Below are 17,734 nucleotides of genomic sequence, written 5' to 3' on the forward strand. Positions count from 1 at the left end.
AGAAAACACTAAAGCGTCTGTCCTCATAGCATATCTGTTCTCATAGCAATCATCCTTACAACAATTCAATATGTCGCTACGATTGTGCTAAAGCGTCTATGCCTTTATTCCAACAACTTTCCATCACTGTTATGAATACCCGAAGAGCCCGCTAACGTGTCTGTCCTCATAACTTCCATAACTTTTGTTCTCATAACTTTGTTGGACACAACAGGCGCTTTATGAGTAAAGTAATTGATAACCAAAGCCTAACCAATACCCGACTATTTCACTAAGTTAAATATGGTACACTTACACTAATGCAAACTTCCCACCGTAATATTACGTTAGGCAAACCCAGTTTATAATCAAATAGCAAAAATCCAGAGGTACTTATGAAAACGTCCAACCCACGACTGACGTTGCGTGTGATTGAAAAGAGCGACTACGATGAGCTCGCAGAACTCATGGATCTCGTCTTTCCCGACGTAGGTGGGGCATGGCCAAAAATGACCATCATGGATCTGATTCGCCAATTTCCAGATGGACAGATCTGTATTGAAGACAACGGAAAAATTGTTGCCGCAGCGCTCACGATCAAAGTTGATTACAACCGTTACTCACTGCCCCATGTTTACACCGACATTGTTGATGAAAAAAATGTCATTCAGCATAACCCACATGGTGATGCAATGTATGGGCTCGATGTCTTCGTTCACCCTGACTATCGCGGTATGCGTTTAGGCCGCCGTTTATATCATGCGCGCAAAGAACTGTGTCAAAGTGAAAATCTGAAAGCCATTCTGACTGGTGGCCGGATCACGGGCTACCACAAACTTTCTGATGAACTCAAAGTCGCTGAATACATTGAACAGGTTAAGCGTAAAACGATTCATGACCCAATTCTCTCTTTCCAGCTTGCCAATGACTTTGATGTCAAACGGATTATGCGCCACTATCTGCCTGAAGATGATAAGTCTCAGGGCTACGCGACTCTCCTTGAGTGGGATAACTTCTTTTATGAAGAAGACCAATCATCCATCCATGAGATTGATAAAACGCTGGTTCGTATTGGCATCGTGCAATGGCAAATGCGTCAAGTCACAAGTCTGGAGGATTTACTTGAGCAATCAGAGTTCTTCATTAGCTCATTATCGAACTATAAAGCCGACTTTGCGCTCTTCCCTGAGTTTTTCAATGCACCACTCATGGGGCTTCAGCAAGATCAAACCTCAGTCGAAGCGATTCGCTATCTTGCATCCTTTAGTCGCGCGATTAAACAGCGCTTTTCTGAGCTTGCTATCACATACAACATCAATATTATCGCCGGAAGTATGCCTGAAGAACGGGATGGCAAGTTGTACAATGTCTCTTATCTGCTTCAACGAGATGGCATGATTGATGAGCAGTTGAAGATCCATATTACACCACACGAACAACGCGACTGGGTCATTGATGGTGGTAATGAAATAAGGGTATTCGAAACCGATGCGGGACGGATTGGTATCCTCATCTGTTACGATAGTGAGTTTCCTGAGCTTGGCCGAATGATGGCAGAAAAGGATGTACAAATCATGTTTGTGCCGTTTTGGACCGACACCAAAAATGGCTATCAACGCGTCCGTCTCTGTTCACAAGCAAGAGCCATTGAAAATGAGTGTTATGTCGCAATTGGAGGCAGTGTTGGTAACTTACCACGTGTGGACAATGTCGATATTCAATACGCACAATCTGCGGTATTTTCACCATCCGATATCTTCTTCCCACACGATGCAACAATCACCGAAGCAAGTCCGAACACAGAGATGATCATCTTCGCCGATGTTGATCTAGATAAATTGAAGCAACTGAATACCGAAGGATCCGTGACGAACTTACGTCACCGCCGTCTCGATGTTTACGGTGGCTTTACTCAACCCAAACTAGGCAAATAATCAGAAAAAAGGAGGGGTAACCCGATAACCCTCCTTTCTTTTCCCACCGACTTAAAGTGTCTGTCCTTATAACTCAATAACCCTGTTCATCCCCGTGTGTACGGGGAACACTGGAAGCAAGTCGCGGAAGAGGCGAGACAGCGCGGTTCATCCCCGTGTGTACGGGGAACACGGTGAGTTGCTAAATGGCTTATTGGGTACATTCGGTTCATCCCCGTGTGTACGGGGAACACTCTAGTTGTAGTGAATTGATTTATAAATATAAATTTCTACATTTACAATCTACCAACATTTTTTGTCTGTTTTAACGTTCATCGATCCAACCGAAAATGGTAAAACTATCGAGGACTTGGACGCTATAGTGTCTGTCCTTATAACTTAGTGTCTGCCCTTATAGCTCACTTTCTAGCGGCTTGAATTTCACAAGTCTCAACCCCTCAAAATCAATCGGCTCTCGACGGTTTTCTCCATACGTCTGAAAGTCAAAACCAGATTCAGTATTGGTGGCCCATGCCATCACCACATTGCCCTCTTCAGCAAGTTGAATCACTTGCTCCCAAATCATCTCGCGTATTCTTCTAGAAACATCACCGACATACACACCAGCTCGCACTTCCAACAACCACACGGCCAATCGGCCACGTAAGCGTGGCGGGACAGCCTCCGTGACAACAACCAACATACTCACGACTATTTACTCCTGTGTCCGGCATCACCGTAAGACTCCGGTTCAGGAATTGCAGGTGGTTGGGCATCTTCCGGTGGCATTGGTGGTTCAATTTCTCCAGCAGCCAATACATCTTCAATCAGTGGAATCAGTTTTTTGAGGGTCTGATTTTTTCGAAAGGCTTCTCGACATTCCTGTCGTACTTTTCTATCGGGTTCAAGCGGCCGATACGAAGCGACCTTAAACGCGACAGGAACAACGGTATCAAATTTAATAATGTCAGCGATGTCATACACAAACGATAAAGGCTTACCGGTATGTAAAAAACCAATGGCAGGGGCATACCCAGCCGCCAAAATTGCGGCTTCAGTCACCCCATACAAACAAGCCGTTGCCGCACTGATACATTGATTGGTGATATCTCCTTTTTGCCAATCTTTGGGGTCATAGCGGCGTCCTTGCCAATCAACCCCATACTGTTTAGCGAGTATCTCGTAGGTTTTACGTACCCGAGCCCCTTCGATTCCCCGCAACTGGTCGACACTCCGACGCTCTGGCGGGGGCTCTTTAAAGCGAAGCTCGAACATCTTACGCACCACTTTTAAGCGTAGTGTTTCATCCAGTGCTAACTTTGCCTGATAAAGCAGACGGTCTGATCGCGCGCCACCCGGTTGGCCGACGGAGTAAAGACGAACCCCGGCTTCACCAACCCAAATCAATAGTGTGCCCGTGGTTGAAGCTAATTTTACCGCAGCATGACTAATCCGCGTACCGGGTTCGAGCAGAATACAAGCCAATGAACCGACCGGAATATGCATCCGTTCCCCATTGACTTCATCAATGACGACAAACGCCCCGTCACGAACATCGATTCTCCCCATCGCGATAAAAATCATCGAATTACGTTCTTTCATCGGGATCGGTTTAAGGGGAATAAATGACATTAGGTCCTCCTGATCAACATCAGACCACATCCCATAGCTTTCTCCCTGCCAAATCCCTCTGCATACTGGCTTAAGAATCGCTCTGGATCGGTTACACTCAGGATCCCCTGAACATCAACACTCGAAAAACGAACATGATGTTCATGCTTCTCCCGACGTTTTTTCTTATAGCTACGATGCTGCGTATAACGCTGAATATCAGGTACGGTGACCAGCTCAATCCCCCATCTGGTTAAGCGCGTTTCATTCCCTAACCATTGATGAATTGCCTCATCCATCTGCTGTTTCAGCACTGGTGGTGGCAATTTCTCACCTTGGAGCTGATGCTTGGTGTGCATCACAACATCATGACGATGTTGGTGCCCATCCTTGGTGATACAAATCGTTGGATTGACACGTAATTGGTAAGCGAGTTGCTGCCCAACCTGAAGCTGTGGTGCAAAAATTTTACTCTCGACCCGACAGTTACGACTGTATGGATCCGGCTGTGTTTTCGAGAGCGTGTAAAATAACGGCAGTTGATGAGAATTGACTTCCTGACGGTAGATAAACTGACGTTTTTCATCACGATGGAAAAGCTCACGCCATAAAAGCTGATGTGATGCGTATGCATCGTTATGGTCAAGTTCGAGGAGTATCTTGGCTAAATTGGCAGAAGGGCTCAGCGTGATTTTTGATAAATACAGTTGCATGTTTATGCCCTCTGATCTGCCGGAGCTGATGCTCCACTGTCTTTCTCTGCACCAGATTCAGCCACGGATAGCTGATACATCGTGCGTGACTGAAACTGCCAACGAGCCCGGTTTTCCGGTTCATCCCACGGAAACGTAGTCAAAACTGTCTCAGAGTGATCCGGTGCAATCGCTTGAGGGTTACTTTCCCAAAAGTAAGTGATCCACCCATCGTGTCGCAGCAAAAAATCATCCCCCTTTTGACTCCAACTGAGTGTATGAAATTCAGTGTCCAAGGCAGTCCTCAGAGAACAATCAGTAACAATTCGTGGTGATAAAGGCACGGCTGGTGGGCAGGACTTTCGGCCTAAATAGAGCGGGAAAACAGGGGTTTTCAAAGCTGAATTTAGTTCAGCAAGGGTATAATTTGACTGAGGCGTCAAAGTCACCGCAACCGTCCACATCCCGTCACATCGATAATCTCGGCTGGAAAGTACCGTATTCAGATGTGATTCAGACAATTCGCTCTTGCGTGTCCGGTGTGTAAACTTCCGATCCGCTGACGGAATTTGGGTGGTGTGATAATCACGAATCAGCCTTCCCGGTACCAACTGCTTTACCGCTATCTCGACACTCTGTTGCAAAGCGTGTAGCTGAGCTTCATCATCCCGTCGGATCCCCAATGCCGCACCCAACAACCCCAGAATCGCCGAACGGGATGGAGCAACAGCCGTCTGTCTATCCCCACCGACCGCTGGTAATCCCCAGCTAACCATCGGGCCATAAAGACGAAATACGAGATAAGATCTCATCATCTCTCCTTATTCAGCGACAAATTGCTGAAGTTGTGTCAGAGAACCTTCTCCGGTAAATGCATTGATCTGATAACGACTGTCGGCACAGTCACCGTAAATGGCGTCGAAGTTCTTAGCTTGTGTTTCCAGCGCATTCACTGCGGCTTCTCCCATATCGACATCCGCAACTGGCTTGAGGAAGGCGACAGAAAGCGAGCGTGGCTGCTGATTGCCTTTTTCTGCCATAACAAAACTCGCATAAGCACGTGAACCAAAACTGTTCTGTTTACCACTCGGTGACACTTTCACCACGGCTTCAGTGAGCGCCTGAATAGCCTGATTTGCCAACGCCTCATCGCCTTGTAAACTTTCGATCAATTGTGTTTTGTTAATGCAGATGTAGCTATAGAATAGTGCAGCAGCAAAGCCAGCTTCTCCAATATGGGCAGAACCGCTGTCGGTTTTTCCGTCATTTAAATCATCAACCGCTGTAAAATAGTCATCTTCTACCGTCACCGAATGCACACTAATCGCATGGGCGACCTGACATGCCGCTTCCACATTAAATTCAGGAGCAGACGCTAACATCCGACCGAATAACGCAATATCAACGCTAGTTTGTTTGTTTTTGAGCGCTTTGAGCTCTTCAGCACTTGGGGCGCGATCTTCTGCTGCAAGCACAGCAACCAGCGAGAGTGCGGCATCTTGCTCTGCCGGGCTGATATGGGCCAACTGTTCGATTTCGAGCGAATCTTTTTTAAGCTTACCATATTGACCCGACATGTCCGCAGCCCATTTTTGTGCTGATTTTTCTTTCACGCCCGCTTCAATGAGCGCCTCAAATAAGCTCAAACCAAATCGTTTCGTCCGAATGCCCAAATGTCCGGCCATCGACTCTTCAAATAGATCAGAGGTTCGCCAATGGCGTTTTAAACTTTGAGAGCTCACTCGAAGACGCTCGGTTCCGCCCATGATCGCAGTTTTTGGCCGCCCTAAATCATCACGATTTAAGTTTGAAGGGGCATAAGATGTTAACAGATGAAGCTGAATAAACTGACTCATTGTTGGTAATCCTTCATTGATAAATAAGGTTCACAGCACGAGATTCGTGCAAAACATTGAAACGTGATATGACGTGTCGGTTCACAAAGGTTTTCGCTAGTGTCCGGCAGCGCGGTAATAATCCATGGCCCATTGCACAGCAATACGTTTATCGGCTTTGTTAGGACGCATACTGTGATGTTCGAAAAACCATTGCTCAATATCTTGAGCCAGTGCCAATGAGGAGACTTGGCCTTTGACTTGTTGCAATATCCGACGTAACCGACGCAGAAACTCATCTGGCGTTTTGGCCGCTTGAAGTTGAGCAAAACGCATTTCACTGACCGCTGATTTATCATTGTCCCCTTTTTTTCCTGCAGCACGCGCGAATAAGGTTTTATATTCAGCCGGAATATAAACCAGTGCCGCTGCGATTGTGGCCCAGCATTCGATATCCTGTGGTTTAGCTTGCTCAGTCAATGCTTCAGGGAGTGCCATCCATAACAAACGAAATCCTTCCGTCATCATGGCACTATCAACCGAATCACACCGTTTTAAACGAGCCTTCGCACCACTCGGAGCCGGATAACCATCCATTTTTTTCAGTTCATCTTTCGATAACACCATGCTTTGCCACCAACGCTGTAAGGTCTGTCTGACTGCGCTATGATGACGGATGGAGAAAGACGTGGGCTTACTCTGTTCCATTACACCGCATCCTGTATTGTTGTCACTCGATAATCATTGATAAACCGCCGGACTGGATTCTTATCTTTACTGCTATAGAGCCAGCCTAGCAGCATCCGACGCGCTTTAATCCGTTTTGCCATATCACGCTGGTTCACAAGTTCAGCGGACAATGCATATTCATCGAACAGCGCCAGACAGCCACGCTTAAGTTGCTCGAACCACTGCTGTGCCTGCTCGGGAGTAAGTTGGTCCCCTGCTTGTGCCTGAGCAACCATCTGTTCAACAGCGATAAAAAAGCTATTTTCGCTACGCTGCCAGAAAGCAAGATCAATAAAAGAGGTATCCCCTTTGATATCTCCCGGTCGTTCGAACCATGCCTGTTTGATTTGAGTCCGGGTATGCCATAATGCTTCATTCGCAAGACTTTGTAAGCGTTGAACTTCACTGGCGATTTCGTCTTGTATGTCGTGTTCAATCTCAAACAGAGGCAGAGCGACTGAATACCAACCCCGGGCTTTCATATTGTCCATGTCATAACCGAACACCCACAAACGGGGCAGTTCATTCAGTTTCGCTTTTCGAGCAATAGACTGATAATGCGTCACGACTGAAGCGCATCGGATCCCCTGCGCTGAACTATTAAATGTAAGCACATCCCAAATTTTATAGTTGATCCCACCCGGCTGCCCTTTCATAGAAAGATGTTCTTCATCCGGTTTTTTCGGATCCCATTTATAAGGCGTGAGCGGATGATCCCAGCTCCCGCTGTAGTTGCCGCCATAATTTTTTGTCCGGTACTGACTTATCGATAATGGGGTTTCTCTGCCACTGATCTGGCATTGGCATGTCACTGTATCAACGAGTAAGCGGATACGACGCGGCATCGCCCAGAACATGTGCAGAGGATGGACATCCCTCGGATAGATTGCGCTATCTTTTTTCTGGCTTTCCCGGGTTGGTGCGAGCCAAGGAAAGAGGCAACCATCATTAAAATCTGGCTCATCATAGCGCCACGCTTCTCGGTTGATCACATTCAACCATAACTTTTGCCATAACGTACTGTCACTGTTTGCAGGTAACACTAATGTGGTCAGCGGCCCACCGCCTCGAAGACCAACCCGATGCCCGACCCCACCAGCAGGTGCATTGATCTGCATGGTAAATAAGGCTAATGCAGCCATCTCCAATGACATCACGTCACCAATACCACGTTTAATAAAATGATCAGTGTTGTGCCGTATCCCATTCGCTCCCGGGGCTTCAATCAACAAAGCAGACACAGGCGTCGGCTTCTGGTCTTCTAACGGGTCAAGGTCTTGCATAAATAACGGACCATCACCAAGCAAATTAAATGCGTGAGCGGCCCCCTCAAAAGCGGTCTGTAGCTGGGTGATTTGTGGCGATTGCTGAAAGCGCGCCCGCCACTGAGCAGCATCTTGTGGTGCAAACACCGTTTGGAGAACGCCAATCGTAAATTGATAAGCAGCCCCCTGAAAATCAGCCCGTGGCAGCGCAAAGTCCACAATATCTGGATCAACAATGTTGGCCAGGGCTAATACTTTCTCGGTGCCATCCCGCATTCGAAATGGCAACCAAGGTTGTTGTAACAAGTTCATCGCACCTCCTGTTTTTGCTGCGCACAAAAACCTGCAGTTTCATCATAAGTAAACAATGGATCCGTTTCTGGCATCCAGAGTTGTAGATACTTGGTCGTCGGATATGCGCGATGGACGGCATCAGTCTGCACCTCACTGAGCATCACTAAATGATCAGCAAACTTTTTTTTACCAACTTTGACCGTACTCAAAGCGATAGCAAATTGCGCATCATCGACCCACGGAACAAATTGACCATTTTCAGTCTGTTTCAGTAAAAGAACACTGACCATTTCAACATCACTATAACGGGTGCCAATTTCCTGATGATCTTCTGTCCAGTATTGTGAACTATTCGTATGATAGCCGTAGCGGAAATCAATCAACTGAGACCATGCCCGATTGGCTTTAGCGCACTCATCTCCCATCAGAGCCTCTTCTTGACTTTGCAGACTCGTGGGAATGCTTTCTGTTGCGGTATCACCATAGACCGCTTCAATCAATTGACGAGCCTGTTCAGGCATTCGAATCGCTTCGAGCTGGCGTAAAATACGCTGACCGAGCCATAAACGTCCCGGAGAACGGTAAACAAATTCTGTATTGCGGAAATTTCGGCTCAACCAGTCTTTGGCAGGCTCATCTTCCCACTCTGGCGCATGTACATATAAAATAGGGGCCGAACGTTGATCGCGCCCCTGAGCCATATAACAGCCACTCTCATTCCGAGTGTGACGGTGTAACCGACCAGCACGCTGAATCAGATCATCAATCGGACATAAATCAGAAATCATCACATCGGCATCAGCATCTAAACTTTCCTGAAAGACCTGAGTCGCAATCAAGACTTTACCCTGTCGATGTAACCCTGTACTTTTCTTACCGAACCATTGCAATACTTGTGTTTCTATCCGACGACGATCATTGAGAATGAAACGGCTATGGAACAACAAACAGTCATCCGGCCTCGCCAGTATCGTATTGAGCAACCGATAACCAGCCAATGCATCATCAACCGAGTTTCTCACCCATACCACACATTGTCCCTGTTCCACAGCAGACACGATCCGCTCAATACACACTTGCTCATGATGAACAAAATCAACCTGAACCGCTCGACTGACATCTGCACGACTGGCTAAAGGTTGCTCTCTGACTGGTGTCGGATTGCCATAGATAAGCTGGGTTGCTAAAGGAAAGTGTGTTTGTTTCAGAAGTAAATGTGGGCCGGATTCGGTATTCAGCCAGATATCAGCCAAACGCTGACGCTGTTTCAGGGAGAGTGTTGCCGTCAGTAAAATCGCTGATCCGCCTTGATGTAAATGCAACCGAAGCAGAGCCTCAAGTAACTCAAACATATAGTCATCTGCTGTATGTATTTCATCAAAAATCAGTACTTTTCGATGCAAACCCAATAAACGGAGTGACTGGTGACGACGCGGTAACACTGCCAATAGTGCCTGATCGATGGTTCCTACACCAACGGGGGCCAGTAATGCTTTTTTACGTGAATCCGCCAACCATTGACTACACTGAGCCGTTGCACTCCGGTCCATCTCCGCATAATTCGTATCTCTCGGGCCTGATTCCAGTGTTGCTTGTTGGAACCGTTCATTCATCTCCCGGGCGGCATGTGCCAAAACAATACTGGGAATATTGTCCTGATCCGCAACGAACATCTGTTGGTAGTAATCTGCGATTCTGTCGAACATCGCATTTGAAGTTGCCATAGTCGGCAGACCAAAATAAAAGCCATCAGCCGCATTCGCAGACATTAAGCGATGTGTCAGCACTAAAGCGGCTTCTGTTTTACCGGATCCGGTCACATCTTCCAACACAAATAACTGCGGGGCATCATCGAGAGGAACCTCTTCAGCCCATTGTTGTAATGGTGTCGGCTGAAAATGAAAATGAGCCTCTACAGACTGAAACGGTGCAGGCCGACTATTCTGCGATAAACCAAACATCTTGAGAGCCTCAGTTGCAGCCACTTGTGCCTCATGCCAATAGTCACAAAGAGGTTTCGGCTGACACTGATACTGAAAGTACACTTGATTCGAGCCAATCCAATCCGCCAACACAGCGATGCCAGCAAGCTGCCAACTCACCTGTGCCAGACGACTGCCCCATGCTTGATCGATCAACCTTTCCAACGGTATATCCGGCTGTATCAGATGATAAGCGTCATGAACAAAATGGCCAGCAGCATCAAGGTTATGCGGTTCAGTAAACTTTTTCATTGTCACCATTGCTGCATTTTCAACGGGTTGACCGTGATGACCGAAGACACAATGAAGCATCATCAACAGAGTTTGATCGAGCTGGTCTTGTTCGTTTTCACAATATTGGGTCAAATCGGAAAGCTCTGAATAGAACGAATCTTTCAATACTTCCCAAAAAAATAGCCCTAATCGATCATGTCGATACATGCTGCCATCATATGTCCGACGGCAATTTGGTAACCACAAAGCCTCCGGAGGCTGATATAACGCCTGAAAAGCTGAGGAAAATTTGCCTAGATCATGCAGAGCAAGCGCAAAAGTAAACAGACGATTAAGCTGACTAGGAGTGATATTTAGAAAAGCAGCCAGCTCGCAGGTTAATGGTTTTTCAGGATGTAAGAATTGCTGCCCGACCGCTGCGACATCAAGGCTGTGATAGGGTAGAAGATGATAGTCATCACCACCATGCTGTGGTGCTTGATGTGCCTTGCCCCAGTATAAGAAGTAGGCTGGTTCTTCCACGAGATGTTAATCCCATAAATAAATTTGGTTTCATCAAGTTAGCACACCGATTCGTCTATACGGGGGAAATGTTGCAGACCAAGAAGGCACTCAAATTTATTTACAAAATTAATGACAAATCCATTACTAACGATGGGGTATACCAAAATGCTCACATTGATTAATGCACGATCCCCGTGCATACGGGGAACACGGAGCTAACCATCAACCTAATGATGGAAATATCGGTTCATCCCCGTGCATACGGGGAACACACAACTGCTACATCGGGTATGGATTGGATGGGCGGTTCATCCCCGTGCATACGGGGAACACTAAATTATAAAAAGCGCGGTAAACGCTCGTCCCGGTTCATCCCCGTGCATACGGGGAACACCCATTGATGATCGATACCCGCGTGCATAATCTCGGTTCATCCCCGTGCATACGGGGAACACTATGGATGCCTATTTAGGTGTTCCTAATAAGCCGGTTCATCCCCGTGCATACGGGGAACACCGAATCCATGACTGACTGAATGGCTTCAATTTCGGTTCATCCCCGTGCATACGGGGAACACTCTAATTGTAGTCATTTGATTTATAAATACAAATTTCAGCATTAACAATCTACCAACATTTTTCGCCAGTTTCGAGGTAAATCGATGAGACCGGAGATAAAGAAACTATCGTGGGTTGGGTACGCTCAAAATTTGGTTTTGCCAATGTTTCACTTCGTTCAAATAAGCCGCTGAGGCTGCAACTTAAAGTGTCTGTCCTTATAACTAGACGGACCTCAATAAATATAAAACTTTCTTCATATAATATTAATGATTCCAATGACTAACTCAAAAGGAACACCATGAGAAGAATAATCCAGGCGTCCATGTCACTACTACTTGGCTTGGGAATATTGTCGAATACATATGCTGCACAAGTCGAAGTACATGACCCAGTGCTGGCACGCGAAAACGGGACCTACTATGTATTCAGTACCGGACCGGGCATCACCATGTACTCATCCACAGACAAAGTGCACTGGAAATATGCTGACCGAGTCTTCAGCAGCGAGCCCGAGTGGGCAAAGTCGGTCGCCCCGGAATTTAATGGCCATCTCTGGGCACCCGAGATCTACAAGAAAAATGGTAAGTTTTATCTGTATTATTCTGTTTCAGCATTCGGTAAAAATACCTCCGCCGTCGGTGTCACGGTCAATACGACACTCAACCCAGATTCACCCGATTATCAGTGGCAAGATCAGGGGATCGTGATCCAATCGGTTCCAGAGCGCGATAACTGGAATGCTATCGATCCGGCCATCGTCGAAGATGACAATGGCAATACTTGGATGAGTTTTGGATCATTCTGGAGTGGTCTGAAACTGGTCAAGCTTAACTCAGATATGAAAACCCTCGCGCAGCCGCAAGAATGGTTTGATATCGCAGCCCGTCCGGGAGTTACCGATAACCCGGTTGAGGCGCCCTTTATCTTTAAAAAAGATGGTTACTACTATTTATTTGTCTCATTTGATTTTTGCTGCCGCGGTGTGAACAGCACTTATAAAGTGATGGTCGGACGAAGCCAGAATGTCCAGGGGCCCTATTACGATAAGCAGGGTGTCTCAATGCTAAACGGTGGCGGGTCTCTGGTTATTGAAGGCAATCAGGACTGGGCAGCACTTGGCCACAATGCTGTCTATACATTCGATCATCAGGACTACATGGTGCTTCATGCTTATGAAACCGCAGATGATGGCGTACAAAAGCTGCGTATTCTGAAAGTTAACTGGGAGAACGGCTGGCCAGTCGTCAATCCTGACGACCTCAATACCAATACCACTGAACTGATTGAATAACACCACGCCGATAAAGCAGTGTGGGGACAGACATCTTTGGTACCGAAAAAATACGACTGGTGGGCTCCCTTCCTCGTCTGTAAAGCTTAACCATCCGACAGGCTCAGATCAGTGCTGATCTGAGCCTGTCGTTCTCGGACTAATTTATAACCGTGTAATGAATGACTTAAGTTTCAACACTAGAGCACTTGAAGTGTCTGTCCTTGAAAGGCCGTTCTTGAAAGACCATTATTGCCAATACAGATCCTGTATCTTAAACCATCCACCTTCACATCCATTAATTACCACTGTGAGTTTTTGTCCTGCTGTTTTTGCTGCCAGAATGACCGACTTAAACGCGCCATCTGCATTAGACACGCCAGCCCAACCGTTACTACCGGCACATTGACCAGAACTCACGGCATTGGGATAACCTTCATGTAATAGCAAGGCAATTGCGCCTGAAGGACTGACATACACTTTACTCACCGTCCCCGTATCTTGAGAATAATTAGCGGCATTCACAGAAACACTCAAAAACAGAGAACTAATCATTAGGATTTTCTTATACATGTAACATGTTTCCTTATTATCAAATTTATGTTGTATGGATAATGAGATAGTGACATCCATAATATCACGCGCCCTATAAACTGACTGAGTCTGTCCTTACAAAAATATTAAAGTGTCTGTCCTTACAAGAATATCTGCCCAAAAATAAAGCGATAATCTCTCCAATCTGCTCAGAATACTGACAACTGTCTCATTCTGCATACAGAATGAATTGACAAGAAAAAACTTCCTTTTAGCATGGGGGTTTTAACCCGATGAGTGCCTTTTATGTCTGATACGACACAATCCCAAGAACCTCAGGTTCAGCTTGACGAACTCTCTCCTGAATTACGTCAGGTCATTTTATTTGATGATGTGCCTCAGGAAATGTTTACCATGATTGCTTCGATCCATGAAGTCTCGGAAGAAGCCGTCAGAGAGGCATGGAATAGTCTGCCGGCTAGTGCGCAAAATATTTTAGATAATTTTGAACAATTTCATGCGCTGATATCGGTGAGTCAGGCTTTTGCCGGTATTGAAACGATGGAAGGAATTGCAGAGATGGACTTACCGGCTTCGATGGATGATCAAGCCAAAGAAGATTATCGGGCACAAATGCTGGATCAAGTGTTATTCAACTGTGTGAAAGATATGGTGAAACAACTGAAAAAAGCGCGTCGGGATCCAATTCTGAAGCGTGAATTTATCGAAGTCTTCCAATCGAATTAAACCATCGATTAAAGCGACTTCGATCAAACGGCAGGTCATTGTAAAATATTGCCCTGCCGTCTCTTGGGTAAGCTTTTATTCACAAACAAAAACCTGAGAATCAACTAACGGGAGTCGATTGATTTCTGGCTCTGCAAAATAAAAACCTTGCATAAATCGGATGCCTGCACGCTTCAACCAAAGCATTTCTTCTTTCGATTCAATCCCTTCTGCGATGACATCAATGTTCAGCTCATTCATCATATTCAACGAATGCTTCAAAATACACTGACGAACCGGATCTTGATGGATGTGCCGAATCAGAGACATATCTAGCTTAACGATATCAGTTTGCAGATCAGCAAGTAACCCGAGTCCCGAGTATCCGGAGCCAAAATCATCAATCGCCGTTTTAAACCCCAAGTTCTGGTATGTTCGGATAATTTCAAGCATCCCGGTAATATCTTCAATCGCTTCAACTTCGGTAAACTCAAAAATGATATTCTCGGTCGGAAATTTAAATCGCTCCGCCACTTCCAGCGTTGCTTGTAAACATTGCTCAGGATGCAAGATTGCATTCGGTAGAAAATTAATACTCAAGAGCAGATCCAAGCCAAGACGTGATGCATTTTCGATCGCCCTGACCCGGCACATCTGATCAAATGCGTAACGGCTGTCTTTTTTTACCGAAGCAATGATAGTATCGGCGTCTTCATCATTCTGACCCCGAACCAGTGCTTCATAGCCAACTATTACATTTTCCTGACAATCCACAATCGGTTGAAATGCCGTTAAAAAGTGTCCCATGCGTTGTCCTTCACGATGAGATGAACAGCAGTGCAGCAGATGTTCTGAGGACTTTGTTTTCATCAATTATCGCCTGCGTCAAAAAATATTCTCATTCTAACCCTAACCTGCTCTTATCACTGACACAAGTCCCTTTGTTTATACAACCTCATTAACTATCTGATAAGCATCATATATGCATATATTTTATGATCAATCAGTTTACCTGTTTCATGAGAATGTGATTTGAATGTTACCTAATCGTCAGTATCTTGGCGAGGTCAACATATCATTAGTGATAGAATGAAGAACGAATCCCTAGTGCTCAAATATAAAGGATGATTAAATCGGATGCGAATCACTAATCTATATTTTTGATATTATTCAAAAATATAACGTTCCCAAGTTTCTGTCTATGCTGCTATTCTGTCATCTATGTCATGCTTTTCAAAGGTTTGTGCTTGGATGACATCTGCATTTCAAATACAGTAAAATGATATTTATTTCACATTGAATATATAATTTTTCATTTATAAACATACTTTCGCGCATAAGCTTCTATAATTATTCATATCAGTGAAAATATTGAGTAATTGATACCTTTGCTATATTTTTTAATCCATGATTATTAAGGATTTTCTCATGTTTTTGAGCCGACAACTAAAATCAGACTTACAAAAAACACAACAACAATTACATACACTGCAAGGCACAACAACATCAATCGAAAAACATGTTGCTGTGGTTGAATTTGATAATGATGGCAAATTGATAAATATCAATGACATCTTTCTGGATACGTTAGGCTACAAACGAGAAGAAGTCCTTGGCAAACACCATTCCATGCTCTGTTTCGATGACTATCGTCGCAGTCAAGAATATACTCTATTCTGGAAAAATCTGACTGCCGGTCAGTCACAACAAGGTACATTCAAACGCAAAAGTAAAAGTGGTCAGTGTGTCTGGTTAGAGGCTACCTACTTTCCGATCGTCATCGACAATAAAGTAGTTCGGATTATGAAAATCGCCAACGATGTCACGGATAAATATGAGCAAAATCAGTCCAGAGAAAGTATTCTCGACGCTTTGAACCGCTCGCTGGCAATTATTGAGTTTGAGCCTGACGGACAGATTATCAGCGCGAATAAAAATTTCATGCAGACGATGGGTTATTCCCAAGAGCAACTTAAAGGCAAACATCACCGAATATTCTGTGATGAGGCTTTTATCCGCAATAATCCCAACTTCTGGCAAGAATTAGGGCAAGGCCTGTTTAAATCCGGTAAATTTCTCCGGATTTCGCGTCATGGAGAGCATATCTGGTTGGAAGCGACATACAATCCAATTCTTGATGCGAATGGTAAAGTGACGAAAGTCATTAAGTTTGCATCTGATATAACCCAGCAAGAAAAACGTAATATTGCGATTGCCGAGTCTACTGAGTTAGCTTTCAGTACTGCCGTGGAAACATCCCAAATCGCAAAACAAGGCGCGGGTCAACTTGATGAAGCGGTCGAAGTCTCTAAAAAAATCACCAGTCAGGTTCAGGAAACTTCAGAAAAAATTCAATCACTGAATGATAAATCCAAAAATATCGAGGAAATTGTCGATACGATCCGGGGCATTGCCGAACAAACCAACCTTCTCGCATTGAATGCTGCGATAGAGGCTGCTCGTGCCGGTGAGCAAGGACGAGGATTTGCAGTGGTTGCTGATGAAGTTCGCAAACTTGCGTCTCGGACGGCTCAGTCCACGGAAGAAATCGCCAAAGTCGTCAATGAGACCCATCAACTGATGCTTTCGGCAGCTTCGGCGATGTCTGAAGTCAATCAGATTGCTGATGAAGGTATGGATAAAATATCTCAGGTCGCAACCGTAATCGATGAAATTTATCTGGGTGCAGAGAATATTTCCCGCTCGGTCAGTGACTTAAACGAAAACCTTTAAACCCACGGCAATATCCGAACAACCCGGCGATTGTGTTCACGGTCACCTCGTTCAACGAGGTGACTCACTTGTGGGCTGCAATCCATCTCTTCGGCTGTACCACGTATCAATTCAATATTTTCGAATAGGTTAAGCGAATATTCCTACTTCTTTATTCTAGTCTGCGTCACTAAAATATTTTCCTGTTTACAGTTCACATGTTCCCAACTAAACAAGGAATTTATTATGTCTCATGTTCTTGCTCTGAAATCTAGTATTCTTGGTGAATATTCTCAATCCAGTAAACTGCTTGATGCGTATCTGGAAAAATTCAACGGTGCACAGGTAACGCTCCGTGATCTAGCGGTGAATCCGCTTCCTGTACTCGATTTCTCAGTTGCCACAGCACTACGTGCCACTGAAGACCTGAGCGATGAACAACAAGCCGTTGTCAATCTTTCTGACCAACTGATTGCTGAAATTAAAGCGGCCGATAAGATTGTTATTGCTGCGCCAATGTATAACTTCACTATCCCGACTCAATTGAAAAACTGGTTCGATCTGATTGCTCGTGCTGGTGTGACGTTCCAATATACGGAAACCGGTTTACAAGGGTTGCTTGAGAATAAAAAAGTTGTGGTGATCACCACTCGTGGCGGGATTCATCAGGGTAGTGCGACTGACAACGTCACACCATACCTCAAAACAATTCTGGGTTTCCTTGGTCTGACTGATGTTGAATTTGCATATGCTGAAGCACTGAACATGGGTGAAGAGTCTGCTGCACAAGGGATCGCAGCCGCAAAAGACCAATTGAAAGCCATTGCGGTTTAATTTTCCAAGCCGTCATTGGTTAAGCACAAAACAGCGCAATTTGCGCTGTTTTGTGCATTC

General features: G+C 45.3%; 15 protein-coding genes and 1 CRISPR repeat array. Of the genes, 5 read left to right on the forward strand and 10 right to left on the reverse strand.

Features of this window, described 5'->3' with window-relative positions:
• Positions 1 to 374 precede the first annotated feature (374 nt).
• The gene (locus tag OCU60_RS20795; protein ID WP_074371058.1) at positions 375 to 1,913 is read left to right on the forward strand and encodes a bifunctional GNAT family N-acetyltransferase/carbon-nitrogen hydrolase family protein; all 1,539 of its coding nucleotides are present in this window, start codon (positions 375 to 377) and stop codon (positions 1,911 to 1,913) included.
• A gap of 391 nt (positions 1,914 to 2,304) precedes the next feature.
• Here OCU60_RS20795 and cas2e read toward each other — a convergent pair whose 3' ends face one another.
• From cas2e to OCU60_RS20835, 8 genes are all read right to left on the reverse strand, one after another.
• The gene (cas2e, locus tag OCU60_RS20800) at positions 2,305 to 2,595 is read right to left on the reverse strand and encodes a type I-E CRISPR-associated endoribonuclease Cas2e (protein ID WP_370738653.1); all 291 of its coding nucleotides are present in this window, start codon (positions 2,593 to 2,595) and stop codon (positions 2,305 to 2,307) included.
• Positions 2,596 to 2,603: 8 nt separating this feature from the next.
• Positions 2,604 to 3,524, reverse strand: coding sequence for a type I-E CRISPR-associated endonuclease Cas1e (cas1e, locus tag OCU60_RS20805; RefSeq protein ID WP_074371060.1), 921 nt, complete (start codon positions 3,522 to 3,524; stop codon positions 2,604 to 2,606).
• The gene (gene cas6e, locus OCU60_RS20810) at positions 3,524 to 4,216 is read right to left on the reverse strand and encodes a type I-E CRISPR-associated protein Cas6/Cse3/CasE (protein WP_228449088.1); all 693 of its coding nucleotides are present in this window, start codon (positions 4,214 to 4,216) and stop codon (positions 3,524 to 3,526) included. The genes cas1e and cas6e overlap by 1 nt, the downstream gene beginning before the upstream one ends.
• Positions 4,217 to 4,218: 2 nt before the next feature.
• Complete coding sequence (cas5e, locus tag OCU60_RS20815) at positions 4,219 to 5,007, reverse strand: type I-E CRISPR-associated protein Cas5/CasD (RefSeq protein ID WP_074371061.1); 789 nt, start codon at positions 5,005 to 5,007, stop codon at positions 4,219 to 4,221.
• A 9-nt stretch (positions 5,008 to 5,016) separates the two neighbouring features.
• A complete protein-coding gene (gene cas7e / locus OCU60_RS20820) occupies positions 5,017 to 6,051 on the reverse strand; it encodes a type I-E CRISPR-associated protein Cas7/Cse4/CasC (protein ID WP_074371062.1) in 1,035 nt (344 codons plus the stop codon).
• 96 nt (positions 6,052 to 6,147) lie between these two features.
• Positions 6,148 to 6,738, reverse strand: coding sequence for a type I-E CRISPR-associated protein Cse2/CasB (gene casB / locus OCU60_RS20825; RefSeq protein WP_074371063.1), 591 nt, complete (start codon positions 6,736 to 6,738; stop codon positions 6,148 to 6,150).
• Positions 6,738 to 8,336: a type I-E CRISPR-associated protein Cse1/CasA gene (gene casA, locus OCU60_RS20830; RefSeq protein WP_074371064.1), complete on the reverse strand. Its 1,599-nt coding sequence runs from the start codon at positions 8,334 to 8,336 to the stop codon at positions 6,738 to 6,740. Before casA ends, casB begins: the two co-directional genes overlap by 1 nt.
• Positions 8,333 to 11,056: a CRISPR-associated helicase/endonuclease Cas3 gene (locus OCU60_RS20835; protein ID WP_074371065.1), complete on the reverse strand. Its 2,724-nt coding sequence runs from the start codon at positions 11,054 to 11,056 to the stop codon at positions 8,333 to 8,335. Before OCU60_RS20835 ends, casA begins: the two co-directional genes overlap by 4 nt.
• Positions 11,057 to 11,220: 164 nt before the next feature.
• Positions 11,221 to 11,615: a CRISPR direct-repeat array (repeat unit 29 nt; unit sequence CGGTTCATCCCCGTGCATACGGGGAACAC).
• A gap of 281 nt (positions 11,616 to 11,896) precedes the next feature.
• On the opposite strand from OCU60_RS20835, the gene OCU60_RS20840 reads away from it, so the two are divergent.
• Positions 11,897 to 12,889: an arabinan endo-1,5-alpha-L-arabinosidase gene (locus OCU60_RS20840; RefSeq protein WP_074371066.1), complete on the forward strand. Its 993-nt coding sequence runs from the start codon at positions 11,897 to 11,899 to the stop codon at positions 12,887 to 12,889.
• A gap of 228 nt (positions 12,890 to 13,117) precedes the next feature.
• Here the strand turns inward: OCU60_RS20840 and OCU60_RS20845 are convergent, their stop codons facing one another.
• Positions 13,118 to 13,441 carry a hypothetical protein gene (locus OCU60_RS20845; RefSeq protein ID WP_074371067.1) on the reverse strand — a complete coding sequence of 108 codons (324 nt, stop codon included), beginning with the start codon at positions 13,439 to 13,441 and terminating at the stop codon, positions 13,118 to 13,120.
• Positions 13,442 to 13,708: 267 nt separating this feature from the next.
• On the opposite strand from OCU60_RS20845, the gene OCU60_RS20850 reads away from it, so the two are divergent.
• Positions 13,709 to 14,149, forward strand: a complete 441-nt coding sequence (locus OCU60_RS20850) for a DUF3069 domain-containing protein (RefSeq protein ID WP_074371068.1) — start codon at positions 13,709 to 13,711, stop codon at positions 14,147 to 14,149.
• Positions 14,150 to 14,224: 75 nt separating this feature from the next.
• On the opposite strand, the gene OCU60_RS20855 is transcribed toward OCU60_RS20850, so the two are convergent.
• Positions 14,225 to 14,998 carry an EAL domain-containing protein gene (locus tag OCU60_RS20855; protein WP_074371069.1) on the reverse strand — a complete coding sequence of 258 codons (774 nt, stop codon included), beginning with the start codon at positions 14,996 to 14,998 and terminating at the stop codon, positions 14,225 to 14,227.
• Between the two features lie 558 nt (positions 14,999 to 15,556).
• Between OCU60_RS20855 and OCU60_RS22980 the strand changes: the two genes are divergently transcribed.
• Positions 15,557 to 16,861: a methyl-accepting chemotaxis protein gene (locus tag OCU60_RS22980; RefSeq protein WP_074371070.1), complete on the forward strand. Its 1,305-nt coding sequence runs from the start codon at positions 15,557 to 15,559 to the stop codon at positions 16,859 to 16,861.
• A gap of 225 nt (positions 16,862 to 17,086) precedes the next feature.
• Positions 17,087 to 17,674, forward strand: a complete 588-nt coding sequence (locus OCU60_RS20870; protein ID WP_074371071.1) for an FMN-dependent NADH-azoreductase — start codon at positions 17,087 to 17,089, stop codon at positions 17,672 to 17,674.
• Positions 17,675 to 17,734 lie beyond the last annotated feature (60 nt).

The sequence above is a fragment of the Vibrio spartinae genome, assembly GCF_024347135.1.
In the GTDB taxonomy this organism is placed as follows: domain Bacteria; phylum Pseudomonadota; class Gammaproteobacteria; order Enterobacterales; family Vibrionaceae; genus Vibrio; species Vibrio spartinae.